The sequence below is a fragment of the Streptomyces sp. NPDC002088 genome, assembly GCF_040296605.1.
Classification (GTDB): Bacteria; Actinomycetota; Actinomycetes; order Streptomycetales; family Streptomycetaceae; genus Streptomyces.
The window spans coordinates 53291-75179 of the sequence record NZ_JBEOXO010000017.1; the positions used below are offsets into that span (position 1 = coordinate 53291).

Annotated in this window: 14 protein-coding genes; 9 read left to right on the forward strand and 5 right to left on the reverse strand. The window is 69.6% G+C overall.

Going from position 1 to position 21889, the window contains the following annotated elements; translation table 11 throughout:
* Positions 1-203: 203 nt before the first annotated feature.
* The 3 genes from dxs (at position 204) to ABT114_RS30860 (ending at position 5315) form a co-directional block, all read left to right on the forward strand.
* The gene (dxs, locus tag ABT114_RS30850) at positions 204-2132 is read left to right on the forward strand and encodes a 1-deoxy-D-xylulose-5-phosphate synthase (RefSeq protein ID WP_351146167.1); all 1929 of its coding nucleotides are present in this window, start codon (positions 204-206) and stop codon (positions 2130-2132) included.
* 150 nt (positions 2133-2282) lie between these two features.
* Positions 2283-3794, forward strand: coding sequence for an amino acid permease (locus ABT114_RS30855; RefSeq protein WP_351146168.1), 1512 nt, complete (start codon positions 2283-2285; stop codon positions 3792-3794).
* A 72-nt stretch (positions 3795-3866) separates the two neighbouring features.
* Positions 3867-5315 (forward strand): glycosyltransferase family 39 protein, encoded by a 1449-nt coding sequence (locus ABT114_RS30860; RefSeq protein ID WP_351146169.1) that lies wholly within the window; start codon positions 3867-3869, stop codon positions 5313-5315.
* 51 nt (positions 5316-5366) lie between these two features.
* Here the strand turns inward: ABT114_RS30860 and ABT114_RS30865 are convergent, their stop codons facing one another.
* Positions 5367-5738, reverse strand: coding sequence for a PIN domain-containing protein (locus ABT114_RS30865; protein WP_351146170.1), 372 nt, complete (start codon positions 5736-5738; stop codon positions 5367-5369).
* Between the two features lie 69 nt (positions 5739-5807).
* Here ABT114_RS30865 and ABT114_RS30870 point away from each other — a divergent pair, with 69 nt between their 5' ends.
* Positions 5808-6824: a PLL family lectin gene (locus tag ABT114_RS30870; RefSeq protein ID WP_351146171.1), complete on the forward strand. Its 1017-nt coding sequence runs from the start codon at positions 5808-5810 to the stop codon at positions 6822-6824.
* 36 nt (positions 6825-6860) lie between these two features.
* On the opposite strand, the gene ABT114_RS30875 is transcribed toward ABT114_RS30870, so the two are convergent.
* Together ABT114_RS30875 and ABT114_RS30880 are read right to left on the reverse strand one after the other, a co-directional pair.
* Positions 6861-8579, reverse strand: coding sequence for an FG-GAP-like repeat-containing protein (locus ABT114_RS30875; RefSeq protein WP_351146172.1), 1719 nt, complete (start codon positions 8577-8579; stop codon positions 6861-6863).
* A 29-nt stretch (positions 8580-8608) separates the two neighbouring features.
* The gene (locus tag ABT114_RS30880) at positions 8609-9709 is read right to left on the reverse strand and encodes an LCP family protein (RefSeq protein WP_502988421.1); all 1101 of its coding nucleotides are present in this window, start codon (positions 9707-9709) and stop codon (positions 8609-8611) included.
* Between the two features lie 341 nt (positions 9710-10050).
* Between ABT114_RS30880 and ABT114_RS30885 the strand changes: the two genes are divergently transcribed.
* The 5 genes from ABT114_RS30885 (at position 10051) to ABT114_RS30905 (ending at position 20414) form a co-directional block, all read left to right on the forward strand.
* Complete coding sequence (locus tag ABT114_RS30885; protein ID WP_351146173.1) at positions 10051-11181, forward strand: PLL family lectin; 1131 nt, start codon at positions 10051-10053, stop codon at positions 11179-11181.
* A 429-nt stretch (positions 11182-11610) separates the two neighbouring features.
* The gene (locus ABT114_RS30890) at positions 11611-13326 is read left to right on the forward strand and encodes a stealth family protein (protein ID WP_351146174.1); all 1716 of its coding nucleotides are present in this window, start codon (positions 11611-11613) and stop codon (positions 13324-13326) included.
* A gap of 45 nt (positions 13327-13371) precedes the next feature.
* Positions 13372-16125: a bifunctional glycosyltransferase/CDP-glycerol:glycerophosphate glycerophosphotransferase gene (locus ABT114_RS30895; protein ID WP_351146175.1), complete on the forward strand. Its 2754-nt coding sequence runs from the start codon at positions 13372-13374 to the stop codon at positions 16123-16125.
* A gap of 21 nt (positions 16126-16146) precedes the next feature.
* Positions 16147-17622: a glycosyltransferase family 2 protein gene (locus ABT114_RS30900; protein ID WP_351146176.1), complete on the forward strand. Its 1476-nt coding sequence runs from the start codon at positions 16147-16149 to the stop codon at positions 17620-17622.
* Between the two features lie 50 nt (positions 17623-17672).
* Complete coding sequence (locus ABT114_RS30905) at positions 17673-20414, forward strand: bifunctional glycosyltransferase/CDP-glycerol:glycerophosphate glycerophosphotransferase (RefSeq protein ID WP_351146177.1); 2742 nt, start codon at positions 17673-17675, stop codon at positions 20412-20414.
* 9 nt (positions 20415-20423) lie between these two features.
* Here the strand turns inward: ABT114_RS30905 and ABT114_RS30910 are convergent, their stop codons facing one another.
* Both ABT114_RS30910 and ABT114_RS30915 read right to left on the reverse strand, forming a co-directional pair.
* Entirely contained in the window at positions 20424-21374 is a 951-nt protein-coding gene (locus ABT114_RS30910) for an endonuclease/exonuclease/phosphatase family protein (RefSeq protein WP_351146178.1), read from the reverse strand.
* A 154-nt stretch (positions 21375-21528) separates the two neighbouring features.
* A complete protein-coding gene (locus ABT114_RS30915; protein WP_351146179.1) occupies positions 21529-21876 on the reverse strand; it encodes a P-loop NTPase family protein in 348 nt (115 codons plus the stop codon).
* Positions 21877-21889: the final 13 nt, after the last annotated feature.

Below are 21889 nucleotides of genomic sequence, written 5' to 3' on the forward strand. Positions count from 1 at the left end.
GCGTCCCAAGGGGTCTGTTCCAAGTTCCTGTGCCCGGCACCAATGGCGGTGCCGGGCACAGGTATGTCATAGGCAGGGCACTTCTTGGGTACGGCCGTTCGCGTGACGTACGACGCACAGCCCGGACGCCGACCGCAAAGTCGGAACATTAGACTCGTCAAGCCCGGCAACAGCTCGATCAGCTCTACTGCAAGGAGGCACGGGTGCCGCTGCTGACCCACATCAGGGGACCGCGCGATCTGGACCGGCTCAGCCTGGAGGAGCTGGACCAGCTGGCAGAGGAGATCCGGACCTTCCTCGTCGATGCCGTGTCCAAGACGGGCGGCCACCTCGGCCCCAACCTCGGTGTGGTCGAGCTCACCATCGCCCTGCACCGGGTCTTCGAGTCGCCGAAGGACAAGGTCCTGTGGGACACGGGCCACCAGTCCTACGTGCACAAGCTGCTCACCGGTCGCCAGGACTTCTCGAAGCTGAAGATGAAGGGCGGCCTGTCCGGCTACCCCTCGCAGGCCGAGTCCGAGCACGACGTCATCGAGAACAGCCACGCCTCCACGGTCCTCGGCTGGGCCGACGGCCTCGCGAAGGCCAACCAGCTGCGCAAACGCGACAGCCACGTCGCCGCCGTGATCGGTGACGGCGCGCTGACCGGCGGCATGGCCTGGGAGGCGCTCAACAACATCGCCGACGCCAAGGACCGCCCGCTGGTCATCGTCGTCAACGACAACGAGCGCTCGTACGCCCCCACGATCGGCGGCCTCGCCAACCACCTCGCCACCCTGCGCACCACCGACGGCTACGAGCGCTTCCTCGCCCGTACCAGGGAGGTGCTGGAGCGCACTCCCGTCCTCGGCAGGCCGCTGTACGAGACCCTGCACGGCGCCAAGAAGGGCCTGAAGGACTTCATCACCCCGCAGGGCATGTTCGAGGACCTGGGCCTGAAGTACGTCGGCCCCATCGACGGCCATGACATCGAGGCCCTGGAGTCCGCGCTGGCCCGCGCCAAGCGTTTCGGCGGCCCCGTGATCGTCCACTGCCTCACCGAGAAGGGCCGCGGCTACCAGCCCGCTCTCCAGGACGAGGCCGACCGTTTCCACGCCGTCCCCAAGATCCATCCCGACACGGGCCTGCCGATCGCCTCCTCCGGCGCCGACTGGACCTCCGTCTTCGGCGACGAGATGGTCGAGCTCGGCAAGGAGCGCGAGGACATCGTCGCCATCACGGCCGCCATGCTCCAGCCGGTCGGCCTGGACAAGTTCGCCAAGGCATTCCCCGAGCGGGTCTACGACGTCGGCATCGCCGAGCAGCACGCCGCCGTCTCGGCCGCCGGGCTCGCCGCCGGGGGCGTCCACCCGGTCTTCGCCGTGTACGCCACCTTCCTCAACCGCGCCTTCGACCAGGTGCTGATGGATGTGGCCCTGCACAAGTGCGGCGTCACCTTCGTCCTGGACCGGGCCGGCGTCACGGGCACCGACGGCGCCTCCCACAACGGCATGTGGGACATGTCGATCCTCCAGGTCGTCCCCGGTCTCAGGCTGGCCGCGCCGCGCGACGCCGACCAGGTCCGCGCCCAGCTGCGCGAGGCCGTCGCCGTCGAGGACGCGCCGACCGTGGTCCGCTTCTCGAAGGGCGCCGTCGGCCCCGCGGTACCCGCCGTGGGCCGGGTCGGTGGCATGGACGTGCTGCGCGAGCCGGGCACCGGCACTCCCGACGTGCTCCTCGTCTCCGTCGGCGCGCTGGCCCCCATGTGCCTGGAGATCGCCGGTCTGCTCGACAAGCAGGGCATCACCACCACCGTCGTCGACCCGCGCTGGGTCAAGCCCGTGGACGAGGCCATGGCCCCGCTCGCCGAGCGGCACCGCGTGGTCGTCACCGTCGAGGACAACTCCCGTGTGGGCGGCGTCGGCTCGGCCGTCGCGCAGGCCCTGCGCGACGCGGGCGTCGACGTCCCGCTGCGCGACTTCGGCATCCCGCCGCGCTTCCTCGACCACGCCTCCCGCGCCGAGGTCATGGCCGAGATCGGTCTCACCGCCCCCGACATCGCCCGCCAGGTCACCGGCCTGGTCGCGAAGCTGGACGGCCGCTTCGACCGGCCGGCCGCCGAGGTCGACTCGGTGGAGCCCGCGCGTGACTGACGGCTGACGCCGAGACGCCCGGATGGGCCGGTTTCTCCACTGTGAAGGTGGTGAAACCGGCCCATTTGCGTGAATAGACCCGCGTCGGGGCATACGCACTACGCCCCCTCTCGATCATGTCGAGGACGACAAGCGTGGGAGGTATACCCCGTGACCAGCACCCTCTTCCGGACGAAGAACGTCGAGCAGTCCATCCTCGATACCGAGGAGCCAGAACACGCGCTCAAGAAATCCCTGTCCGCGCTGGATCTGACCGTCTTCGGTGTCGGCGTCATCATCGGCACCGGCATCTTCGTCCTGACCGGCAAGGTCGCCAGGGAGAACGCGGGCCCCGCGGTCGCCCTGGCCTTCGTCGTGGCCGGCGTCGTCTGTGCCCTGGCCGCGCTGTGCTACGCGGAGTTCGCCTCCACCCTTCCGGTGGCGGGCTCCGCGTACACCTTCTCGTACGCCTCCCTCGGCGAGCTGCCCGCCTGGACCATCGGCTGGGACCTGGTGCTGGAGTTCGCGCTGGGCACCGCGGTGGTCGCCGTCGGCTGGTCCGGGTACATCCGCTCGCTGATGGACAACGCCGGCTGGCACCTGCCGGCCGCGCTCGGCAGCCGGGAAGGCGCCCACGGCTTCGGTTTCGACATCCTCGCCGCCGTGCTCGTCCTGGTGCTGACCGCGATCCTCGTGCTCGGCATGAAGCTCTCCGCGCGCGTCACCCAGGTCGTCGTCGCCATCAAGGTGACCGTCGTCCTGATCGTGATCATCGCCGGCGCCTTCTTCATCACGGGCTCCAACTACAAGCCGTTCATCCCGAAGGCGCAGGCCGTGGAGGCGGGCGCCGGCCTGCGGTCCCCGCTGATCCAGCTGATGGTCGGCTGGGCCCCCGCCAACTTCGGCGTGATGGGCATCTTCACCGCCGCCTCCGTCGTCTTCTTCGCCTTCATCGGCTTCGACGTGGTGGCCACCGCCGCAGAGGAGACCAAGAACCCGCAGCGAGACATGCCGCGCGGCATCCTCGGCTCCCTGCTGATCTGCACCACCCTCTACGTCGCCGTCTCGGTCGTCGTGACCGGCATGCAGCACTACAGCAAGCTGTCCATCGACGCCCCGCTCGCCGACGCGTTCAAGGCCACCGGGCATCCCTGGTTCGCGGGCGTGATCAGCTTCGGCGCCGCCGTCGGCCTGACCACGGTCTGCATGATCCTGCTCCTGGGTCAGACCCGGGTGTTCTTCGCGATGAGCCGCGACGGCCTGCTGCCCCGCTTCTTCTCCCGGGTCCACCCCCGCTTCAAGACCCCGCACCGGCCGACCATCCTGCTCGGTGTGATCATCGCGATCCTCGCGGGCTTCACGAGTCTGAGCGAACTCGCCGAGCTGGTGAACATCGGCACGCTGTTCGCCTTCGTGGTCGTCGCGCTCGGTGTGATCATCCTCCGCCGTACCCGCCCCGACCTGCACCGCGCCTTCCGCACCCCCTGGGTGCCCGTCCTCCCGATCGTCTCGGTCCTCGCCACGCTCTGGCTGATGCTGAACCTCCCCGCCGAGACCTGGCTTCGCTTCGCCGTCTGGATGGTGATCGGTTTCGTCGTCTACTTCCTGTACGGCCGCTCGCACAGCCGCCTCGGCCGGCACGAGGAGACCACGGTCGAGGAAGTCAGAAATTACGAAGGGTGATCGTCCTGTCCGGCCTGCCGGCCCCGTATGTCCCGCTCTGTTGGGGCAGCGGAGCCGGATAGCGTGCTCCCCATGCTCGCCGCGCCGCTCGCACCGCCACGTTCCGTAGCCGTAGCCGTAGCGAAGGGGGCGTACTGGAGGCGGCTGCTGCCCCTGCTGGCGTTACTGGCCTGCGCCACCCGCGTGCCGTCCTTCGCCCGGCCCTTGTGGAGCCCGGACGAGGGCTACCTCGCCGTCCAGGCACGGATATTGGCGCACGGCGGGCGGCTGTACGAGACGGTCGTGGACCGCAAGCCGCCGCTGGTGCCGTGGCTCTACGAGGGGGCGTTCGCCCTGTTCGGGTCGGACTCCCTCACCCCCGTACGGGTGCTCGCGGTGCTGGCTCAGCTGCTCACCGCCGTGCTGCTCGCCGCGCTCGCCCGGCGTCGCTGGGGCGACGGTGCGGGACGCACCGCCGGGGTGCTGTATCTGCTGGTCTCGGTCGGGCTCAACCCCGAGGACGCGCAGGCCGCCGGTTTCGAGGTGTTCATGCTGCCCTGCACGGCCGCCGCGATGTGGTGCGCGGACCGGCACCGCTGGGCCGCGGCGGGCGCGGCCGTCGCATGCGCCTTCCTCGCCAAACAGACCGGCGGGGCGGTGTTGCTGCCGGTGCTGTGGCTCTGCGGCAGCTCACGGCCGGGCCTGCTGCGGCTGGCGACCGGAGCGGCGGTGCCGGTGTTCTGCGCGGCCCTGGCCACCGACCCGGCGGGTTTCCTCTTCTGGACCGTCACCGGTTCCGCGGCGTACGCCTCCTTCGCCGGCTCCGAACTGCACGTCCTGGTCCGGGGACTGACCAACACGGCGATCCTCGCGGTGGCCTGCGCGGGCCTGCTCCCGCCCGTCGTACGGGTCCTGCGCATCGCCCGGACCGGCGCGGCGGACCTGTGGCTGTGGCTGGCCGCGTCGGCCGGAGCGGTGCTGCTGGGCTTCCACTTCTTCGGCCACTACTACCTGCAACTCATCCCGCCGGTCGCCCTGCTGGCCACGGCCGCGCTTCAGATCCTCCCCCGGGACCGGGTCACGACCGCGCTGCTCACCTCGTCCTGCTGCTGCGCCCTGTTCCTGTCCTGGGGCCTCCTCGCCCCCCGCCCCGAACTCGCCCACGCCCAGCGCCTCGCCGCCGCTGTCGCCCACCGCACCGATCCCAGCGATCGCGTCCTGTTCTGGGGCATGCACCCGGAAACGTACTGGCTGGCCGATCGCACCCCCGCCAGCCGCTACCTCACCGCCGGCCTCCTCACCAACTACAGCGGTGGCCGCGACGGCCCCCAGGTCGGCGAGAAGTACGCCGTCGCCGGCACCTGGCCGGCCTTCCGCGCGGAGCTGGCCGACCGCCCCCCGTCCCTGATCATCGACGACTCCCGCGGCAGGCCCTACGCCCCGTCCCGTCTCCCGACCCTGCGGCGGCTGCTGGCGGCGCGGTACGAGGAGGTGGGGACGGTGGACGGGGCGGTGTTGTACGGGCGGGTGGCGGGGCGGTGAGGTGCGTGCCCGCCGGGTGGCAGTGGCCGGTAGCGGTCGGCCGACCCGCTGTCAGCCCCGTACCGCTCGTGGTCCCGTGACCTCCGCGCCCAGCTCCGTCACCCGGCGGCGGAGCTCGCGGTCGGCCGTGACGACCAGGCGGGGGTGGTCGGTGGTGCGGGCGACGAGGTCGACGATGTGGTCGTCGCCGCTGCCGGGCGCGGACTCCACCCGTACGCCGGGTACGGACTGCACACCGCGGGCCGCGCCCTCGACCACGAGGACGATCTCCACGGCGCCGTCGTGACCCGGCACGCCGTCCGCCGCCAGCCGGTCGCGCAGGCGTTCCGCGGCGCCGCGCCGGTCGCGCCACCATCCGTCGGGCACCGACCCGACGACGTTCGCGGCGTCGACGATCACGAGGGGAGTCCGGGCGTCGTCCATGGGGCCAGGGTCGCACGGCGACCGCCCCCGCATGGGGTGCGGCCTCCGGCGGCGACATACAGTGATCCGGTGAACGGTGACTGGTTCATACGCGGCCGCGACGGCCGGCTCAGTGTCTATCTGTCCTCGGGCGAAGCCGCCCTGTGCCGCGCCGAGCGCGGACCCGGCGGCCCCTGGGCCGCCCCCCGCAAGGTGGGCGGCGACCAGAAACTGCACCCCGTCCTCGCGATCGGTCAGGGCGCCGACGGCTACGCCCACCTGGTCTCCTGGCGCCCCACCGCGCCCGGCGAGTCGGGCCTGGTGCACTCCACCCACTTCCGGCCCCGGCTCGCGGCCCTGGACTGGAACCCGGTCGGACACCCCAACAAGAAGGGCGACCGCACCGGCACCCCCGCGGTCGCCGTCGACGCGCAGGGGCGCGCGCACATCTTCGTCCGCAACCTGGGCACCGGGGTCAGCATGCTCGCCCAGAAGGAGAAGGGCGGCTGGGAGCCGTGGCGCGACCTCAAGGGACGTGACGTCCAGGGCGACCTCGAGGCGGTGACGGGGGACTCCGGCCGCGTCGAGCTGTACGCGGCCGTCCCGGGCGCCCTGCTGCACTGGCGGCAGGAGAAGCCGGGATCCCAGCCCGTGCTGGAGGAGGCGATGGAGGCCACGCCCCGCCCGGGCACGCTGCGCGCCCTGGCCACCTCGTCGGAGAGCACCACCCTCTTCTTCACCGACGACTCCGGCGACCTGTGCGCCTGGCGCCCCGGCGGCAAGCCCGTCCCCCTGCTGGCCGCCGCCGGCCCGGGCCCCGTCGCCGCCGTCCGTTGCGAACTCGACGGCATCGATTGCACGTTGCTCGCCCAGCGCTCGGCCTCGGGCCGGGTCGCCTTCGCCGCCTACCCCACCGAGGAGGAGTCGGCCGGCGCCTGGTGGACCGAGTCGGGCCTCCAACTCCCCGCGGACGCCGAGGTGTCCCTCGCGGTGGACGAGGAGGGGCGGGTGGTGGCCGCGGCCCTCTCCCCGTCGACCGGCCGACTGCTGCTCACCCGGCAGAAGGACGAGCCGGGGCTGGCGCTGGAGGCGTGGCGGGAGCTCTGACGCTCCGGCGCCGGCCCGATGGCGGGCCCGTGGGACTCAGGCCATCCGCAGCATCCACTGCCATCCGCCGACCCCCACCGTGACCGGATCCCCGAGACCCGTGTCCGTCCCGGCGTGGAAGAGCAGCGCGCTCGACGTATCGGCGTTCGTGGTCGTCCACAGGTCCGGGCGGCCGTCGGCGTCGAGGTCGCCCGCGGTCACCAGCGGCCGGTCCGCGGCGGTCCAGGTGCCGCCCGTGGCCGCCTGGCGCGTGCCCAGCGTCCCGGTGCCGGTGTTCGGGTAGAGCCACAGCGTGCCGGTGGCCCGGTCGCGGGCCCAGAGGTCCGCCGAGCCGTCGCCGTTCGCGTCTCCGGGCGCGAGTACGTCGAGTCCGCTCCAGTCGGCGCCGCTCAACTGCACGGGAGCGCCGGTCGACAGGGCGGGCGCGGTGGCGGCCGGGTCGCCGGGGTACAGCCACAGCCCGGAGCCGTCGCGCACGACGAGGTCCGGGGTCCCGTCGCCGTTCAGGTCGCCCGCGCTGACCACGGCGGTGGCCGAGGTCCAGCCCGTGGGCCGGCCGCCCATGGCGAGGCGGCTGCCGAGCGCGCCGCTGCCGGTGTTCGGGTAGACCCACAGCTGGTCGCCGATGCGTACGACGAGGTCCTCGCGCCCGTCACCGCTCCAGTCGCCCCGGTGCGTGACCAGCGCGTTCGTCCAGCCGCCGGTGCCGATCTGCCGGTAGCCGGGGGCCAGCAGACCGTCTCCCAGGCCGGAGTACAGCCGCAGGTTGCCCTCGTTCTGTACGGCCACCAGGTCGGGCCGGCCGTCGTTCGTGAGGTCGCCCGGCACGCCGGAACCCGGCCGGGGCTCGGGGTATGCGGCGCCCCGCAGCAGTTTGTGGTCGGACAGCCCCGGGTCGACGGCGTCGCCGCGGACGCCGTAGAAGTCGCCCGCGGTGACGAAGAGGTGGTCGAACTTCTTCGGTGTGCCGGAGATGTCCACGGTCGGCTCGCCGGAGCGGCACTCCGTGCTGCCGGCCGCCAGACACGCGGCGGTGAAGTAGTCCTTGTCGTTCTCGTCGACCTCGGCGAAGCGCCCGGTGCCGGGCAGTCCGGTGCGGATGGGGTCCAGCGCACCGTACTCGGGGCCGGCGTTGAAGTCGCCGCCGAGGAGGACGGGCACGCCGACGGCCCAGGTGTCGATGTGGGCCAGGGCCTCGGCGGAGCCGTTGTCCGGCTCGATGTACTGGGCGAGGTGCGTGGTGCACGCCAGGGTCGTACGGCTGTCGATCGTGCCCTTCGCGCAGAGCACGGACCGGGGTTCCTGTCCGTCGGGGACGGTCAGCGGGGAGACGTACCGTTCCACCGAGTCCGTCTTGACCAGCACGCCGAGTCCGAAGCGGGTGCTGCCGTCCGAGGACCACTTCGCGCAGCCGCTCGCCGTCGCCGGGCTGGTCCACACCGCGCTGTAGCCGGGCAGCGCGTCCCGCAGCCCGACCCACTGGCCGAGGCACAGTTCCTGGAGCATCACGGCGTCGGCGTCCCAGGCCTCGATCTGCTCGACCATGCGCGCCACCCAGGTCGCGGTGTCGAGATTGCTCTGGCACTTCTCGTAGGCGCCGCACACGTTGTACGTGAGCGAGCGGACGGTGGGTGCCGAGGCCGGGTCGACCTCGTCCGCGTACGCGCTGCCGGGCAGCAACAGGGCGGCGAAGAACGCGAATAGGGCGGTGAGCCATGCCAACCGGCGGGCGAATGCCCGCAGTTGTCCCCCCATGATGAGTCTCTTTCTCAGTGAGTGAAGTGTCAGGAACTTCCGCCGGTGGCCGGCGACTTCTTCGCCGACTCGGGAATCTCGGAGTCGGTGCGTAGCGCCTTCCACAGAGTCGAGGCCTGCGGTTCGGCCGCCACGACCCGGTTCGGGTCGATCTTGTCGTACGCCACCGGGAGCATGATCGTTTCCATGGTGGCCGGGTCGACGCCGTTCAGGCTGCGGCTGAACTCCGCCAGTTTGGTGAGGGAGGCGAGGTCGGAGTCGGTGGTGAGCGCCGCGGTGAGCTTGTCGGCGATCTTGTACGCCTTGGTCGGGCTGCCCAGCAGGTCCTGCTTCTTGACCTCGGAGAGCAGAGCGATCATGAACTGCTGCTGGAGGCCGATCCGGCCGAGGTCGCTGCCGTCGCCGATGCCGTGCCGGGTGCGCACGAACTGCAGGGACTGGGTGCCGTTCAACTTGTGTGTGCCGGCGGTCAGGTCGAGGCCGCTGGAGGTGTCGTGGATGTCCTGGTCGACGGTGACGGTCACCCCGCCGATCGCGTCCACCAGCCCCTTGAAGCCGGCGAAGTCGATCTCCATGTAGTGGTCCATCCGGATCCCGGACATCTGCTCCACGGTCTTGACCACACAGGCCGAACCGACCTGGGAGTAGATGGAGTTGAACATCACGCGCTTCGCCGACGCGACCTTGGAACCGTCCGACTTGGTGCACTCGGGACGGGTCACCAGGGTGTCGCGCGGGATGCTGATCGCGACGGCCTCCTTGCGGCCCTCGGGTATGTGTACCACCAGCGCGGTGTCGGAGCGCGCTCCGGAGACGTTGCCCGTCTTGAGGGCGGCGTTGGCGCCGGCGCGCGAGTCCGAGCCCAGGACCAGGATGTTCTGGCCGGACGTGGGCAGCTTCTCCGGCCGGTCGTCGCCGATCGCCTTGTCGAGGTCGACGCCCTTGATGTTGCCGTTGAGGTCGCTGTAGAGCCAGTAGCCGGTGCCGGCGAGTGTGAGGACGAGAGCGAGCAGGGAGAAGAGCACGATCCGGCCGGTACGGCGCTTCTTCTTCTGAGCTCTGCGGTTGCCACGCTTGCCGGGTGGGGCGTGACGGGCAGGCGGCACAGGGGTGCTCAGGTCGTGGCTCACGGCGGGGTCCTCGCAACTCGTGCCCGGAGGGCAAGGGCAGCAGGCCGCTCCCGTGAGGGGCCGGGTCGGTGCTGCTCGGCTGACGCTTGGTTGGCACTGAACTATAGACGTGTACTCGAAAACTCATATGAGTGATGTGCCCGGTTGGTCGCCTTGGCGAGGACGGCGAACGGCCCCGTCCCGTGTGGCTCAGTCCGCTCCTGACCCGTTCCGACGGCCGTGACCTGAGGCTCGTGCGGTGCCGACGGAGCAGCGGGACGCTTGTTCGGACGTGCTTATGATGTGGCGGATTCTGGAGTCATCTGTGGGCACCGGGCCTGGCGTAGGAGGGGACGGCACACATGCGCGGCAGAGGTGCGCAGGCGGTGGACCGGCGGTCCCGATCCGGTGTCGAGGCCGAGGTGCGGTCCCAGCGGGTGTCCGTGACGGCAGTGGCCACGGGGTCGTGGCTGCTGCGCGGGAACGACGACCGCCTCGCCGTGTACGCGCTCGTCGAAGGCGGTGTGCACCGCTGGACGGAGACCGCGGTCGGCAGCGGGCGCTGGAGCAGGCCGGACTTCTTCCCCACTGACGGGCTGACCGGTCTTGCCGTCGCCCAAGGGGCCAATCGCTACGCGCACTTCCTCGGGCGCAGGGAGAAGCGGCCGGACGGGGGCGCGCCGAAGGTCGACCTGCTCTACGCCGTGCAGTACCAGTCGGGTCGGACGCTGGGGGACTGGCGTTCCCTGGGTAACCCGTACCGCGACCCGAGGGATGCCGCGACACTCGGCGTGCCGACCGCCGCCGTCGACGGACAGGGCACGGTCCACGTCTTCGTCTCCGGCGGCCCCGGCGGGGTCATGCTGCGCCGCGAGTCCAAGAGCGGGGCGTGGGAGGCATGGAAGGACCTGCGCGGCGGTGCGGTCGCGGGCGGGCTGACCGCCGCGGCGAACTCCGCCGGCCTGGTCGAACTCCTCGCGCCGGGGCACCGGTCGGTGATGCGCTGGGTGCAGACGGAGCCCCGAGCGGACCTGCGCCGGGCGCAGGACCTCATGCCCGCTCCGGTACCCGGCTCGGCCGCGCTCCTCGAGACCGCTCCGGGGGTGTTCACCGCGTACTGGTCCGAGCAGAGCGGGACCGGCGTCTACGCGCAGCGGCCCGGCGAATGGGCCTTCCCCGCGGGCGGGGCCCCGGGAGAGGGCCCCCACGCCACGCTCCGTGCCGCCGTCGACGGCTACGACTGCACGGTCCTGGCCCACCAGGGGCGTACGGGAACAGCCGTGCTCGGCGTCTGCGGCACCGGTGGGGAATCCGGCGGACTGTGGTGGACCGACACGGGGGTGACCTGTGTCGGCACTCCGGCACTGGCGCTGGACGGGCGGGGCCGGATCGTCATGGCGACGGTCGCCGCGGACGGCACCGTCCTGGTGAGCCGGCAGCGGTCGGAACCCGGGCTCACCCTGTCCGACTGGGACCGCCTGCCGGGTAACTGAGCCGGCCCGCATCCCCACAGGTCGACGAAGCCTGAGAGCTAACGGCGCGTCAATACACCAGATCCTGCTGAAAATCCAGAGCTGGAAAAGGTTGTACCGCTGATAGGTGATGATTGTCACGCATCGCAAGATGTTCACAGGCTGTCTTGACCTGGACTTTTAGGAAGCCATCATGTGAAATTTTGATGGATCCCCGATGTGCGGGTGATGCAGTGAATTCGGGGGGACGAGCCCCTACTTGTGGTAACGCAAGCTTCTTCGATTCCAAGGCCCACACAGCGAGGTGTGCGACCTCCTTGGAGGGCAGAGCTGCTGGGTGTGGATGGTGGATGCCTCGTGGGTGGCTCGGACAACCCTGAAGCCGGTGCGCTGGTTTCGGCGTACCGGTCTGCGGTCCCGACCGGCGCGAGGCGGCGCATCGTCCGCGGGGTGCCGACGCCGGTCCGCAAGGCCGTGAAGTCCTCGCTCACCGCCGCCGACTCCATGCGCTCCGCCACGGTGGTCTGGGCCATGGGGGGCAAGCGAAAGGCGCCCCGGCACACCGCTGCCTACAGCCGGCGGGTCGTCCGCGTCGGCCGCCGCCACATGCGTGCGCTGCTGGTCGAAGGGGCGACGGACTGGGCGGCGCGTGCCCGCAACCTGAACATCGTGGTCTCCGTTCTGGAGACGGCGGGCATCGACTACTTCTGCGTGCGGGGCACGAGCAGCGGACTGCCCGCTGTCGCCATCCCCGCCGCATCTCGCCCGCTGGTCGAGGAGCTGCTCCAGCTGGCCTTCGAGCAGGCCCCGGGCTATGTGGGACCGGCCGGCGGTAACGAGGCCCGGATGGAGCCCGGTGACGAGGAGCGGTCGTGGCGGCAGCTGCGCAAGCACAAGGTGCTGCGGGTCGCCTGGTACGTGTGCGACCCGACCCAGCAGCTCGTCTTCGGCGCGGCCACCGGATGCGACCTCGAGGTGTGGACGGAGCGGGACGGGGAGTTGCGGGCTCCGCGCCCCAACCGGGTCATCGACGCGGTTCCGGCGAGCGCTCCGCGCAAGTCGGCGCCGCAGAGTCTCTTCAGCCCCATACCTCCCGCGTACCACACGGGGGACGCCAGGACGCTGGCCGAGTTCGCCGTGCCGCTCCCCGAGGACCACCAGTTCCCCATCGACGTCATCTACACCTGGGTCGACGACTCGGACCCGGTCTGGCGGGCGTCGCGCGACCGCGTGCGCCAGGGGTTCTCCGCGGACGGGCTGCACGAGCAGGCGGCGAACGACTCGCGGTACACCAGCCGTGACGAACTGCGTTACTCGCTGCGGTCGCTCCACCAGAACGCACCCTGGGTGCGCAACATCTATCTCGTGACGGCGGGTCAGGTCCCGTCCTGGCTCGATGCGCAGCACCCGAACCTCCGGGTGGTGGACCACCGGGAGATCTTCTCCGACGCCGCCGCACTGCCGACTTTCAACTCGCATGCCATCGAGAGCCAGCTGCACCATGTTCCGGGACTCTCGGAGTGCTTCCTCTACCTGAACGACGACGTGTTCTTCGGTCGGCCAGTGACGCCTGCGCATTTCTTCCACCCGAACGGCATCACCAAGTTCTTCACCTCGCCCGCGCTGATACCAGGAGGCGCCGTCTCCCCGACCGACCTCCCGGTCAATGCCGCGGGCAAGAACAGCCGTTGGCTCATTGCGCAGAAATTCGGTACTGCCATATCCCAGAAGATGAAGCACACGCCGCATGCGCTCCGCAGGAGTGTGCTCCAGGAAATCGAGGAGACCTTCGCGGAGGAGCACGCCACCACCCAGCATTCACGTTTCCGTTCCCCCGGGGACGTGCCGATCGCCTCGTCGCTGCACCACTATTTCGCGTACCACTCCGCCCGGGCTACGGTGGGGGACATCCAGTACCGGTACATCGACCTCTCGGCCGATCTGGCCGAGCGGCGCCTGAACACACTTCTCGCCAACCGGAACATGGACACCTTCTGCCTCAACGACACGGTGGAATCGGCTGACCCGGAGGCGCAGCGGGACATGCTGGCGCGTTTCCTCGACGCTTATTTTCCGGTGCCCAGTCCTTATGAAGTCGCGGAACACGAGAATGTTCTCGAGCGGCGTGCCGAGCCAGAGAAGATCCTCAATGCCGCTGACCGATGACATTCCCTTCCCTGTCGCGCCGCCTGCGAGTGAGTTCCGTCGCGCATGAATTCCTATGACGTCACGCTGGTCGTGCCGGTCTACAACGTGGAGCAGTACCTCCAGGAGTGCCTGGACTCCATCGAGGCGCAGACGGTGTTCGAGCGCTGCGAGGTCATGCTCGTCGACAACGGCAGCACGGACGGCTCCTACCGGCTCTGCGCGGAGTTCGCCCGCCGGCATGCCAACACCACGGTGCTGGTGCGCCACGGCGGCGGCGCGGGAGCGGCCCGCAACCTCGGGATGGACCGGGCGACCAGTCCGCGTATCACGTTCTGCGACTCCGACGACGTGCTGCCGCCCACCGCGCTCGAACGCATGCTGGACACCTCCCTGGCGACCGGTGCGCAGGTCGTGGTGGGCGCGATGGAGACGTTCCCCAAGCCGACCAACTGGGCCTGGAAGGACCACTTCGGAAAGGGCGACCGGACGTTCGGCAGCCTTGCCGAGATGCCCGAACTGGTGCACAGCGCGAGCGCCTGCAACAAGCTCTTCGACCTTTCCTACCTGCGCTCCCATGGCATCCGCTTCGCGGAAGGCGTCCACTTCGAGGACGCCTATGTCGGCGTCTCCGCGCTCGTTCTCGCCACCCGGCTCGCCCTGGTCGACGCGTGTGTCTACCAGTACCGCAAGCGCGCCGCGGGGAACTCGACCATGGACGCGATCTGGACGCGGCGGCAGAACTACTGGGACCACCTCCAGCTCGTGGAGTACCTGCACCGGCTGGGCGCGAGCCTCCCGGAATCCTCGCGAGCCGTGCTCCACCTCTTCCTGGTGCGGAGCTACCAGGGCTTCGCGCTCCGGGCACCTGACCTCTTCCAGGGGGCGGAGCTGGAGGACATCTACGCGCGGTGCCGCGCGGTCTACTGGGACGTCTCGCCCGACGTGGTCGTCAGGGCCACCGCCGATGCGCGCCATCGCGTGGCCTATCTCGCCTTCATCACCGGGGACTTCGGCCTCTTCGCGGACCGGGCGGCCAGGCTGCACAAGCTCTCCGTGCGCGACGGCCGCCCGTACATCACCGACGAGCTGCCGGACCGGTTGTCTCCGTTGGCGCAGGCCGCGCCCTTCACCGCCCATCTGGAGCACGTCCGCCGGGTGCCGGGAACCGGGACGCTGCGGCTCTCCGGACGGTTCGAGGTCTGCGGCATGCCCATGGTCCGGCCCCTGGCGGGGCGCCTCGGCCTGCGCGTCCGGGGGAGCCGCCTCAGCGTCTTGGCCACGCAGGTCCGCCGGCGGGACATGAAGAACACGCGGCCCGACACGGAGTGGGGCGGCTTCACCGCCGACCTGCCCCTCGACGCCCTTCGGCAGGGTGTCCACGACCTCGAATTCGTTCTCGAAACCGAGGGCGGCCAGGCGGTCACCCCGTGCCTGGTCGCCGCGGGCTACCTGCGCGGGGCGCGCGTCGTCGAGCACGGCGGGATACGGGTGGTGCCGCACTGGAAGGGGAAGAACCGGGCGATCCTGATGGTCTCCGGCACGGCGCGCCGGCTCAGCAGGCGCGGCATTCTGGGCAGCCTCCTCGCCAAGGACGCCAAGCACGTGCTGCGCCGTCGGCCGTTCTGGAAGCAGCGCCTGATACGGCTGTTCACGAAGCCGCTGAAGCCACTGTTCCTCGGCCGGGACATCTGGCTGTTCGGTGAGCGGGGGGACACCGCGCAGGACAACAGCTGGCACCTGTTCCGGCACGCGCGCACCGCCGGGAAGCGGCGCGGGGCGTACTACGTCATCCGGGCCGGCAGCCCCGACCGAGCCCACCTGGCGGGACTCGGGCACGTCGTCGCGCACAGCTCCTGGAAGCACAAGCTGCTGATGCTGCACGCGTCCGCGCTGATCAACGCCTATGACATCGACACCTACATGCTGCCCGACGGCTGGGACCGGACCCGCTACCTCAAGCACCTCAACTGGCGGGTGGGCGCCCGCCGGGTCTTCCTTCAGCACGGTGTGACGGACAAGGACGTCAGCAAGGGCCTGCACCGCAACCGCACGGGCGTCGACCTTATTCTCGCGGTGAGCCGGCACGAGGGGTGGTTCCTGTCGGAGGAACTCGGCTACGAGGGACAGGTCGAGGTCATCGGCTTCCCCCGCTTCGACGCGCTGGTCCCCGGTCGCGGCGGGCGCCGCATCCTGTTCATGCCGACATGGCGCGCCTATCTGACCGTCGCCTCGTACAGCCGTGACGGCGGCGGTCGCGAGGCGCGACAGGCCGTGCGCGACCGGTTCCTCGGCTCCAGCTACCGGGAATTCATGGTCCGCTTCCTGAACGACCCGGATCTGCTGGCCGCCTTGGACCGGTACGACTACACACTGGAATTCCTGCCGCACTACGAAATGCGCGCGATGGTCGGCGAGATGGTGCCGGACCACGACCGGGTCCGGATCATCGACCAGAACGAGGTCAGTGTGCAGGAGGCCATGCGGCGCTGCGATCTCTTCATCACGGACTGGTCGTCCACCGCCTTCGATGTCGCTTACCTCGGAACTCCCTTGGTCTACGCGCAGTTCGATGCCGAGGAGTACTGGGACGGGCATTACCAGAAGGGCTATTTCGATGCCCGCCGGGATGGATTCGGGCCGGTCGGTGAAACCGTCGAAGAGGTCGTAGGCGAAGTGGTCCGCTATGTGCGGGGAGGGTGTGCGAGGGAGCCCGAGTATCTGCGGCGGGTCGAGAAGTTCTTCGAGTACCGGGACCAGCAGAACAACGTGAGGGCGTCGGAAGCGATCGATCGTCTCGTTCGGGGATTGAATCATTGATGTGGTGTGCCAGGAGGAAGTATGTCCCAAGCCAACCGTGACGTGACTGTCGTCGTGCCGTTCTGCGACGTCCAGAATTTCTTCGCCGAATTTCTGGAGTCGGTGGCCGCACAGACGGCTTTCGCGCGTGCCCATGTGATTCTCGTCGACAACGGCAGCAGTGATCAGTCGGTGGCGATCGCGAGTGAATTCGCCGGCCGGCACTCCAACGTCGACCTGGTCGCGCAGCCTCAGGGCCGGGCCGGCGACGCGCGCAACATGGGCATGGACATGGCCGCGACGCCGTACATCGTCTTCTGGGACGCCGACGACATCGTGCCCGAGCGGTCCCTGGAAGTGCTCCGGAACACCATCATCAAGACCAGGGCCACGGTCGTCGTGGGCCGCGAGAAGCATTTCCCGAAGCCGGTCAAGGCGCCGTGGCACAAGTACTTCGGCAAGAACGTCAAGACGGTGGGCAGCGTCGTCGACATTCCTGACCTGATCCACTCGGCGTCCTGCTGGAACAAGATCTTCGACCTCGACCTGCTGCGCTCTCAGGGCATCCGGTTCGGTACCGGCACCGCCTTCGAGGACGCCTATGTCTCGCTGCCCGCGCTGCTGCTGTCGGAGCGCATCGCGCTGGTCGACGCTCCCGTCTATGAGTACCGCAGGCGCGGCGACGGCACCTCTGTCATGGACACTATCTGGGACCTCCCGCAGAACTATGTCGACCAGCTGACGATGCTGGAGTACCTCGCGGGCATGCGCCAGGGACTCACGCCGTACCAGCAGGAGACGCTGGAGCGGTTCCTCGTCCGCAGCATGCAGGGCTTCCTGCTGAGGGCGCCGCGGGTCTTCGGTGAATCCGACTGCCGGCAGCTCTTCGAGCGCTGCCGCACGCTCTACTGGGGGATCACCTCGGAGCAGTTCGCCCGCAGCACGCACGACACCAGGCACCGACTCCCCTATCTCGCGCTGCACTTCGGGGACTTCGACCTCTTCTACCGTCCGGCTTCCGTCCTCGGCTCGGTCTTCGGCCGTGAAGGGGACCTCTACATCGACTACCCGGGGACGTCCTGGGGGTTGCCGCTCACGAAGGTCACGTCCGTTCCGGCCCGGATCGAGGGAGTCTCCGCCGGTGAGGGCGGGACGGCGGTGGTCCACGGCCGCTTCTCGGTCAACGGGGTCCCCGACGAACTGCTGGCCAAGCTCGAACTGCAGGTCTGGTTCGAACGGAGCGGCAAGACCCTTCCGGCGGTGAACCACGGGCAGGCCCACGACCGGCCGGGCCAGGCGGGAGCCGTCTTCAGCGTCACCCTCGACCCCCGGGAGTTCCCGGCCGGCTCCTTCCCCGTGCGTCTGGTGCTGTGCACCCGGGGCAGGGACGTCTCGCGCCCCTGCGCTGTCTCTCCGGCCCTGGTCCAGCAGCCGCCCGTCACCGGGTTCCACGGCCTCACGCGCATCACCGCCGACGGCGGGAACGCCCAACTCGTCATCGAGTCCACCCAGCACTGATCAGGGTCCGCTCCAGAAATGGGGTATTCGGCAGAAAACAGGAGTCATACGTGTTCGATCCCGTCTACGTCGTCGCCGTCGTCGTCCCCATCTTCAACGTGGAGAGATATCTCCAGGAGTGCCTGGACTCGCTGGCCCGCCAGACGATATTCGACCGCTGCCAGGTGATCCTGGTCGACAACGGCAGCAGCGACAGCTCGCCCGCCATTGCCGCGCAATTTGCCGCACAGCATCCGAACGTATGGGCGTTCGTGCACCCCGAGGGAAAGGCCGGCGGGGCCAGGAACGCAGGAATGGACCTGGTCAGCGCCCGCTACATCACGTTCTGCGACTCCGACGACGTACTGCCCGACGATGCCCTGGAAACCATGTGGCGGACCGCGGCCAAGGAGCGCGTGCCGCTCACCATCGGACGGATGGAGACGTTCCCGGAGGAGACCAACTGGCCCTGGCTCCGCTACTTCGGGACGAATGTCCAGGTGCATCCCGGAATCGAGAACATTCCGGAGATGATTCACGGCGGAAGCGCCTGCCACAAGCTCTTCGACGTCGAGTTCATACGCGCGAACAACATCCGGTTCCGCGAAGGCGTGCACTTCGAGGACGCGTTCTTCTCGGTTCCCGCCATGCTGCTCGCGGACCGCATCGCGATGGTGCCGAGCACGGTCTACCGGTACCGCAAGCGCGCCGCCGAGGACTCCACGATGGACAAGCTGTGGGAGCGCACGGCGAACTACTGGGACCACCTCCTTCTGGAGGAGTACCTGATGACGCTCCGCCCCCGCCTCTCCGGCCACCGGCAGGAGGTCCTCAACCGGTTCCTGGTGCGCAGCTACCAGGGTTTCGCCCTGCGCGCGCCGCAGGCCCTGCCCGAGGCGGAACTGTTCCAGCTCTTCCAGCGAGCCCGCGCTGTCTACACGCAGGTGACGCCCGACGCAGTCGTGGCCTCCACCCACGACACCCGCCACCGGGTGCCGTTCCTGGCGATGTACATGAACTGGTACGAACTCTTCGCGCACCCGGAGCAGGCGATCACTGGTGTGTACGGACGAGGCGGAGACCTCTACCTCGATGTCGCGGTGCCGAGCGCGCTGCTCCCGCTGACGAAGGTCTCCTCCACCAGCGTGCACGTGGAACGGATCCAGGCGGACCCCGAGTCCGGCGGGATCGTCGTGGCCGGCCGGTTCGTGCTCAACGGACTCCCGATGAGCCGGCCCATGCGCAATCCCCTGCAGCTGTGGGTGGAGAAGAGCGGCCAGATGGTGGCCGCGCAGCAGGTGTGGCGCAGTGACCTGCTGGCGACGCGTGACGATCTTGCCTGGGGCGGATTCGAGGCGGTCGTCCCGGCACACGCCGTCAAGGACGGCGAGTTCCCGCTGAAGCTGGTGTTCTGCACCTCCGGCCGTGACGTCTCGCGCCCGTGCATGACCACCACCGCGATGCTGCGCAGCGCCCGTCCCATGAAGGTCGCGGACCGCTGGGTCCTTCCGTTGTCGAAGGGCAAGGACAATGCTGTGCTGGTCGTCCGGGAGGCGCAGGGCCGGGACGGCGACAAGGCCTGGGAGGAGTTCCTCGAGGGCCTGGACCAGGAGCAGAAGAAGCGCAAGGCGCCCTTCTGGCGCGCCCGCGCCATCCGGCGGGCCACGCTCGCGTACTTCCGCCGCAAGGAAATTTGGCTGATCGGCGAACGCAAGGACACCGCACAGGACAACAGCCTGCACCTGTTCACGTATCTGCGCACGCACGAGCGCCGCCGCAAGGCCTACTACGTCATCGAGAAGGGCAGCGCGGACCGGGCCAAGCTGAAGCGCCTGGGGAACGTGGTGGCGCACAGCTCCTGGAAGCACAAGCTGCTCATGCTGCACGCGTCGCTGCTCATCAACGCCTACGACATCGACTCGTACATGCTCCCCGACGGCTGGGACCGCACGAAGTACCTCAAGCACCTCAACTGGCGCGTGGGGGCCAGGCGGGTCTTCCTCCAGCACGGGGTCACCGACGAGGACGGCAGCAAGGCCCTGCACCGCAATCGGACCGGTGTGGACCTGGTGTTCGCGACCAGCGACCGGGAGGCCCAGTACTTCTCCGAGCACATGCACTACGGAGACCAGGCCCAGGCGCTGGGCTTTCCGCGCTTCGACGCGCTGCAGCCGGACCGCGGCCGACGACGTGTCCTGCTGATGCCCACCTGGCGCAAGTACCTGACGATCCCCTCTTACCTCCAGCAGGACGGTGCCGACCAGGACGCCGTCGACGAGATCTTCCGGGAGTCGACCTACCGGGAGTTCATGGTGCGGCTGCTGCGTCACCCGAAGCTGATGGAGGCACTGGAGCACTACGACTACGTGCTCGACTTCCTTCCGCACTACGAGATGCGGAACATGATCGACGGGGTCGTACCGGACCACCCCCGAGTGCAGCGCCTGGACCAGACGAAGGTCAGCGTTCAGACGGCCCTGCGCCAGTGCGACCTGTTCATCACGGACTGGTCCTCGGTCCACTTCGACATGGCCTATCTCGGCACGCCGCTCGTCTATGCCCGGTTCGACCCGGACGAGTACTGGGCGAAGCACGCCAGGAAGGGGTACTTCGAGGCGGCGCACGACGGGTTCGGACCGGTGTGCGGCAACGTCGAGGAAGTGGTGACCGAAGTGATCCGCTACCTCAGCAACGGGTGTGTGCGCGAGCCGGTGTACGACTACCGGGCGCGTGCGTTCTTCGCCTTCGAGGACCGCAACAACTGCGCCCGCGCAACGACCGCGATCGCGGAGCTCGCGGCATCGGACGTGTGAGACCCCGCCTCACCGGCCGCGGCGCAGCGTCACCGTACCGATCAGGGCGTGATGGTCGGAGCAGAGACGCATGCCGCGGCACGAGGTCGGTACCGCGAGCGAGTCCGCCGTGTACGCGCCGCTGATCTGTGCGGCGCGTACGAAGAGGTAGTCGAGCTTGACGCCGGTGCCGCACGGCCCGGGGCGGGCGGCGGGCACGGTGAAGGTCCGCTCGCCCTGACCGGTGCAGTGCCCGGGGTCCGCGTCGTCCAGTTCGCGGTGCGTGCCCCAGTTGCCGCCGTTCGCTGGGGAGCTGACGGACGACGCGTACATCTGGTTCAGCCGGGAGTGGTGCGGCTGGGCGTTGAAGTCACCGGCCACCAGATAGGACTGGCCGGCCGCGGCGAAGGCGTTGAGCCGTGCCCGGACGGCGGCGATCTGGCGGTCGTTGGGCGACCGGCCGTTCACCGGGGCGGCGCGGGGCGTCAGATGGGTGGTGCAGAACGTCACCTTCGGCCGGTCGGCGAGCGGTGCGCACAGCAGCGCGCGACGCTCGGCCGCGCCGTCGGACGGCAGGACGTAGGTCTTCGCCGTGCCCAACGGGCGCTTACTGAACAGCGCGATCCCGTACGGCTCCGAACCCCGGCACAGCCCCTTGCGCGGGCCCAGCGTGGCGGTGAACCGGGAGAAATTGCCGCGATCGGACGGCCAGTCGACACTGCGGAGCCGGTCCTGAATCGCCTTGTACTGCCCGCGGCAGACCTCGTTGAGCGACACCAGGTCGGCCTTGCGGTTGCGGACCGAGGAGACCAGGGAGCCGACGAGCCCGTCGGACACGGAGCCACGGTGCAGAGTGTTCCCGGCGATGTTCCAGTGCCACAGCCGGTACGTGGCGCTCGCGGCGGAGGCTTGCGGGGAGGTGCCCACGAGCATGGCCGCGGTGAGCAGGAACGACAGCACGACGATCTGTCCGGTGCGCATGTGGCCCCCCTGGTGGACGCAACGGTGAAGGGAATCTAACGGTCGCACTCGCCCCTCGGAACCACGCGACGGGGCAGGCGGGAACATGCCCGACCGAAGTGTCAGGAGGTGCCCGATGTACGCCCTCCACCGAGCCGCGGACGACAGCTCGGATTCACGGGCGCACCGTCCGTGGCCCCACGCACGTCGCCCCCAACGTGTTGGCCTTGCACCGGAGTTCACGGTCGGCAGTGACCGCGATCACGGGCTGCTCCGCCCGCTTCACCAGGGCCACGATGTGGTTGTCCCCGCTGCCGGCCGCCGACTCGACCCGTACGTCGGGGACGGACTCCACGCTCCGAGCCGCCCCCTCGACCACCAGGACCACATCGGCACCGGTCCGCTCGGCGTGGTCCACCAGGAGGTCGCGCAGCCGCTCGGCCGCACCCCGCCGGTCCCGCCACCAGCCGTCCGGCACGGATCCGACGACGTTGGCCCCGTCGACCACCAGCAGTTCCTTCATGCGGACCAGGGGC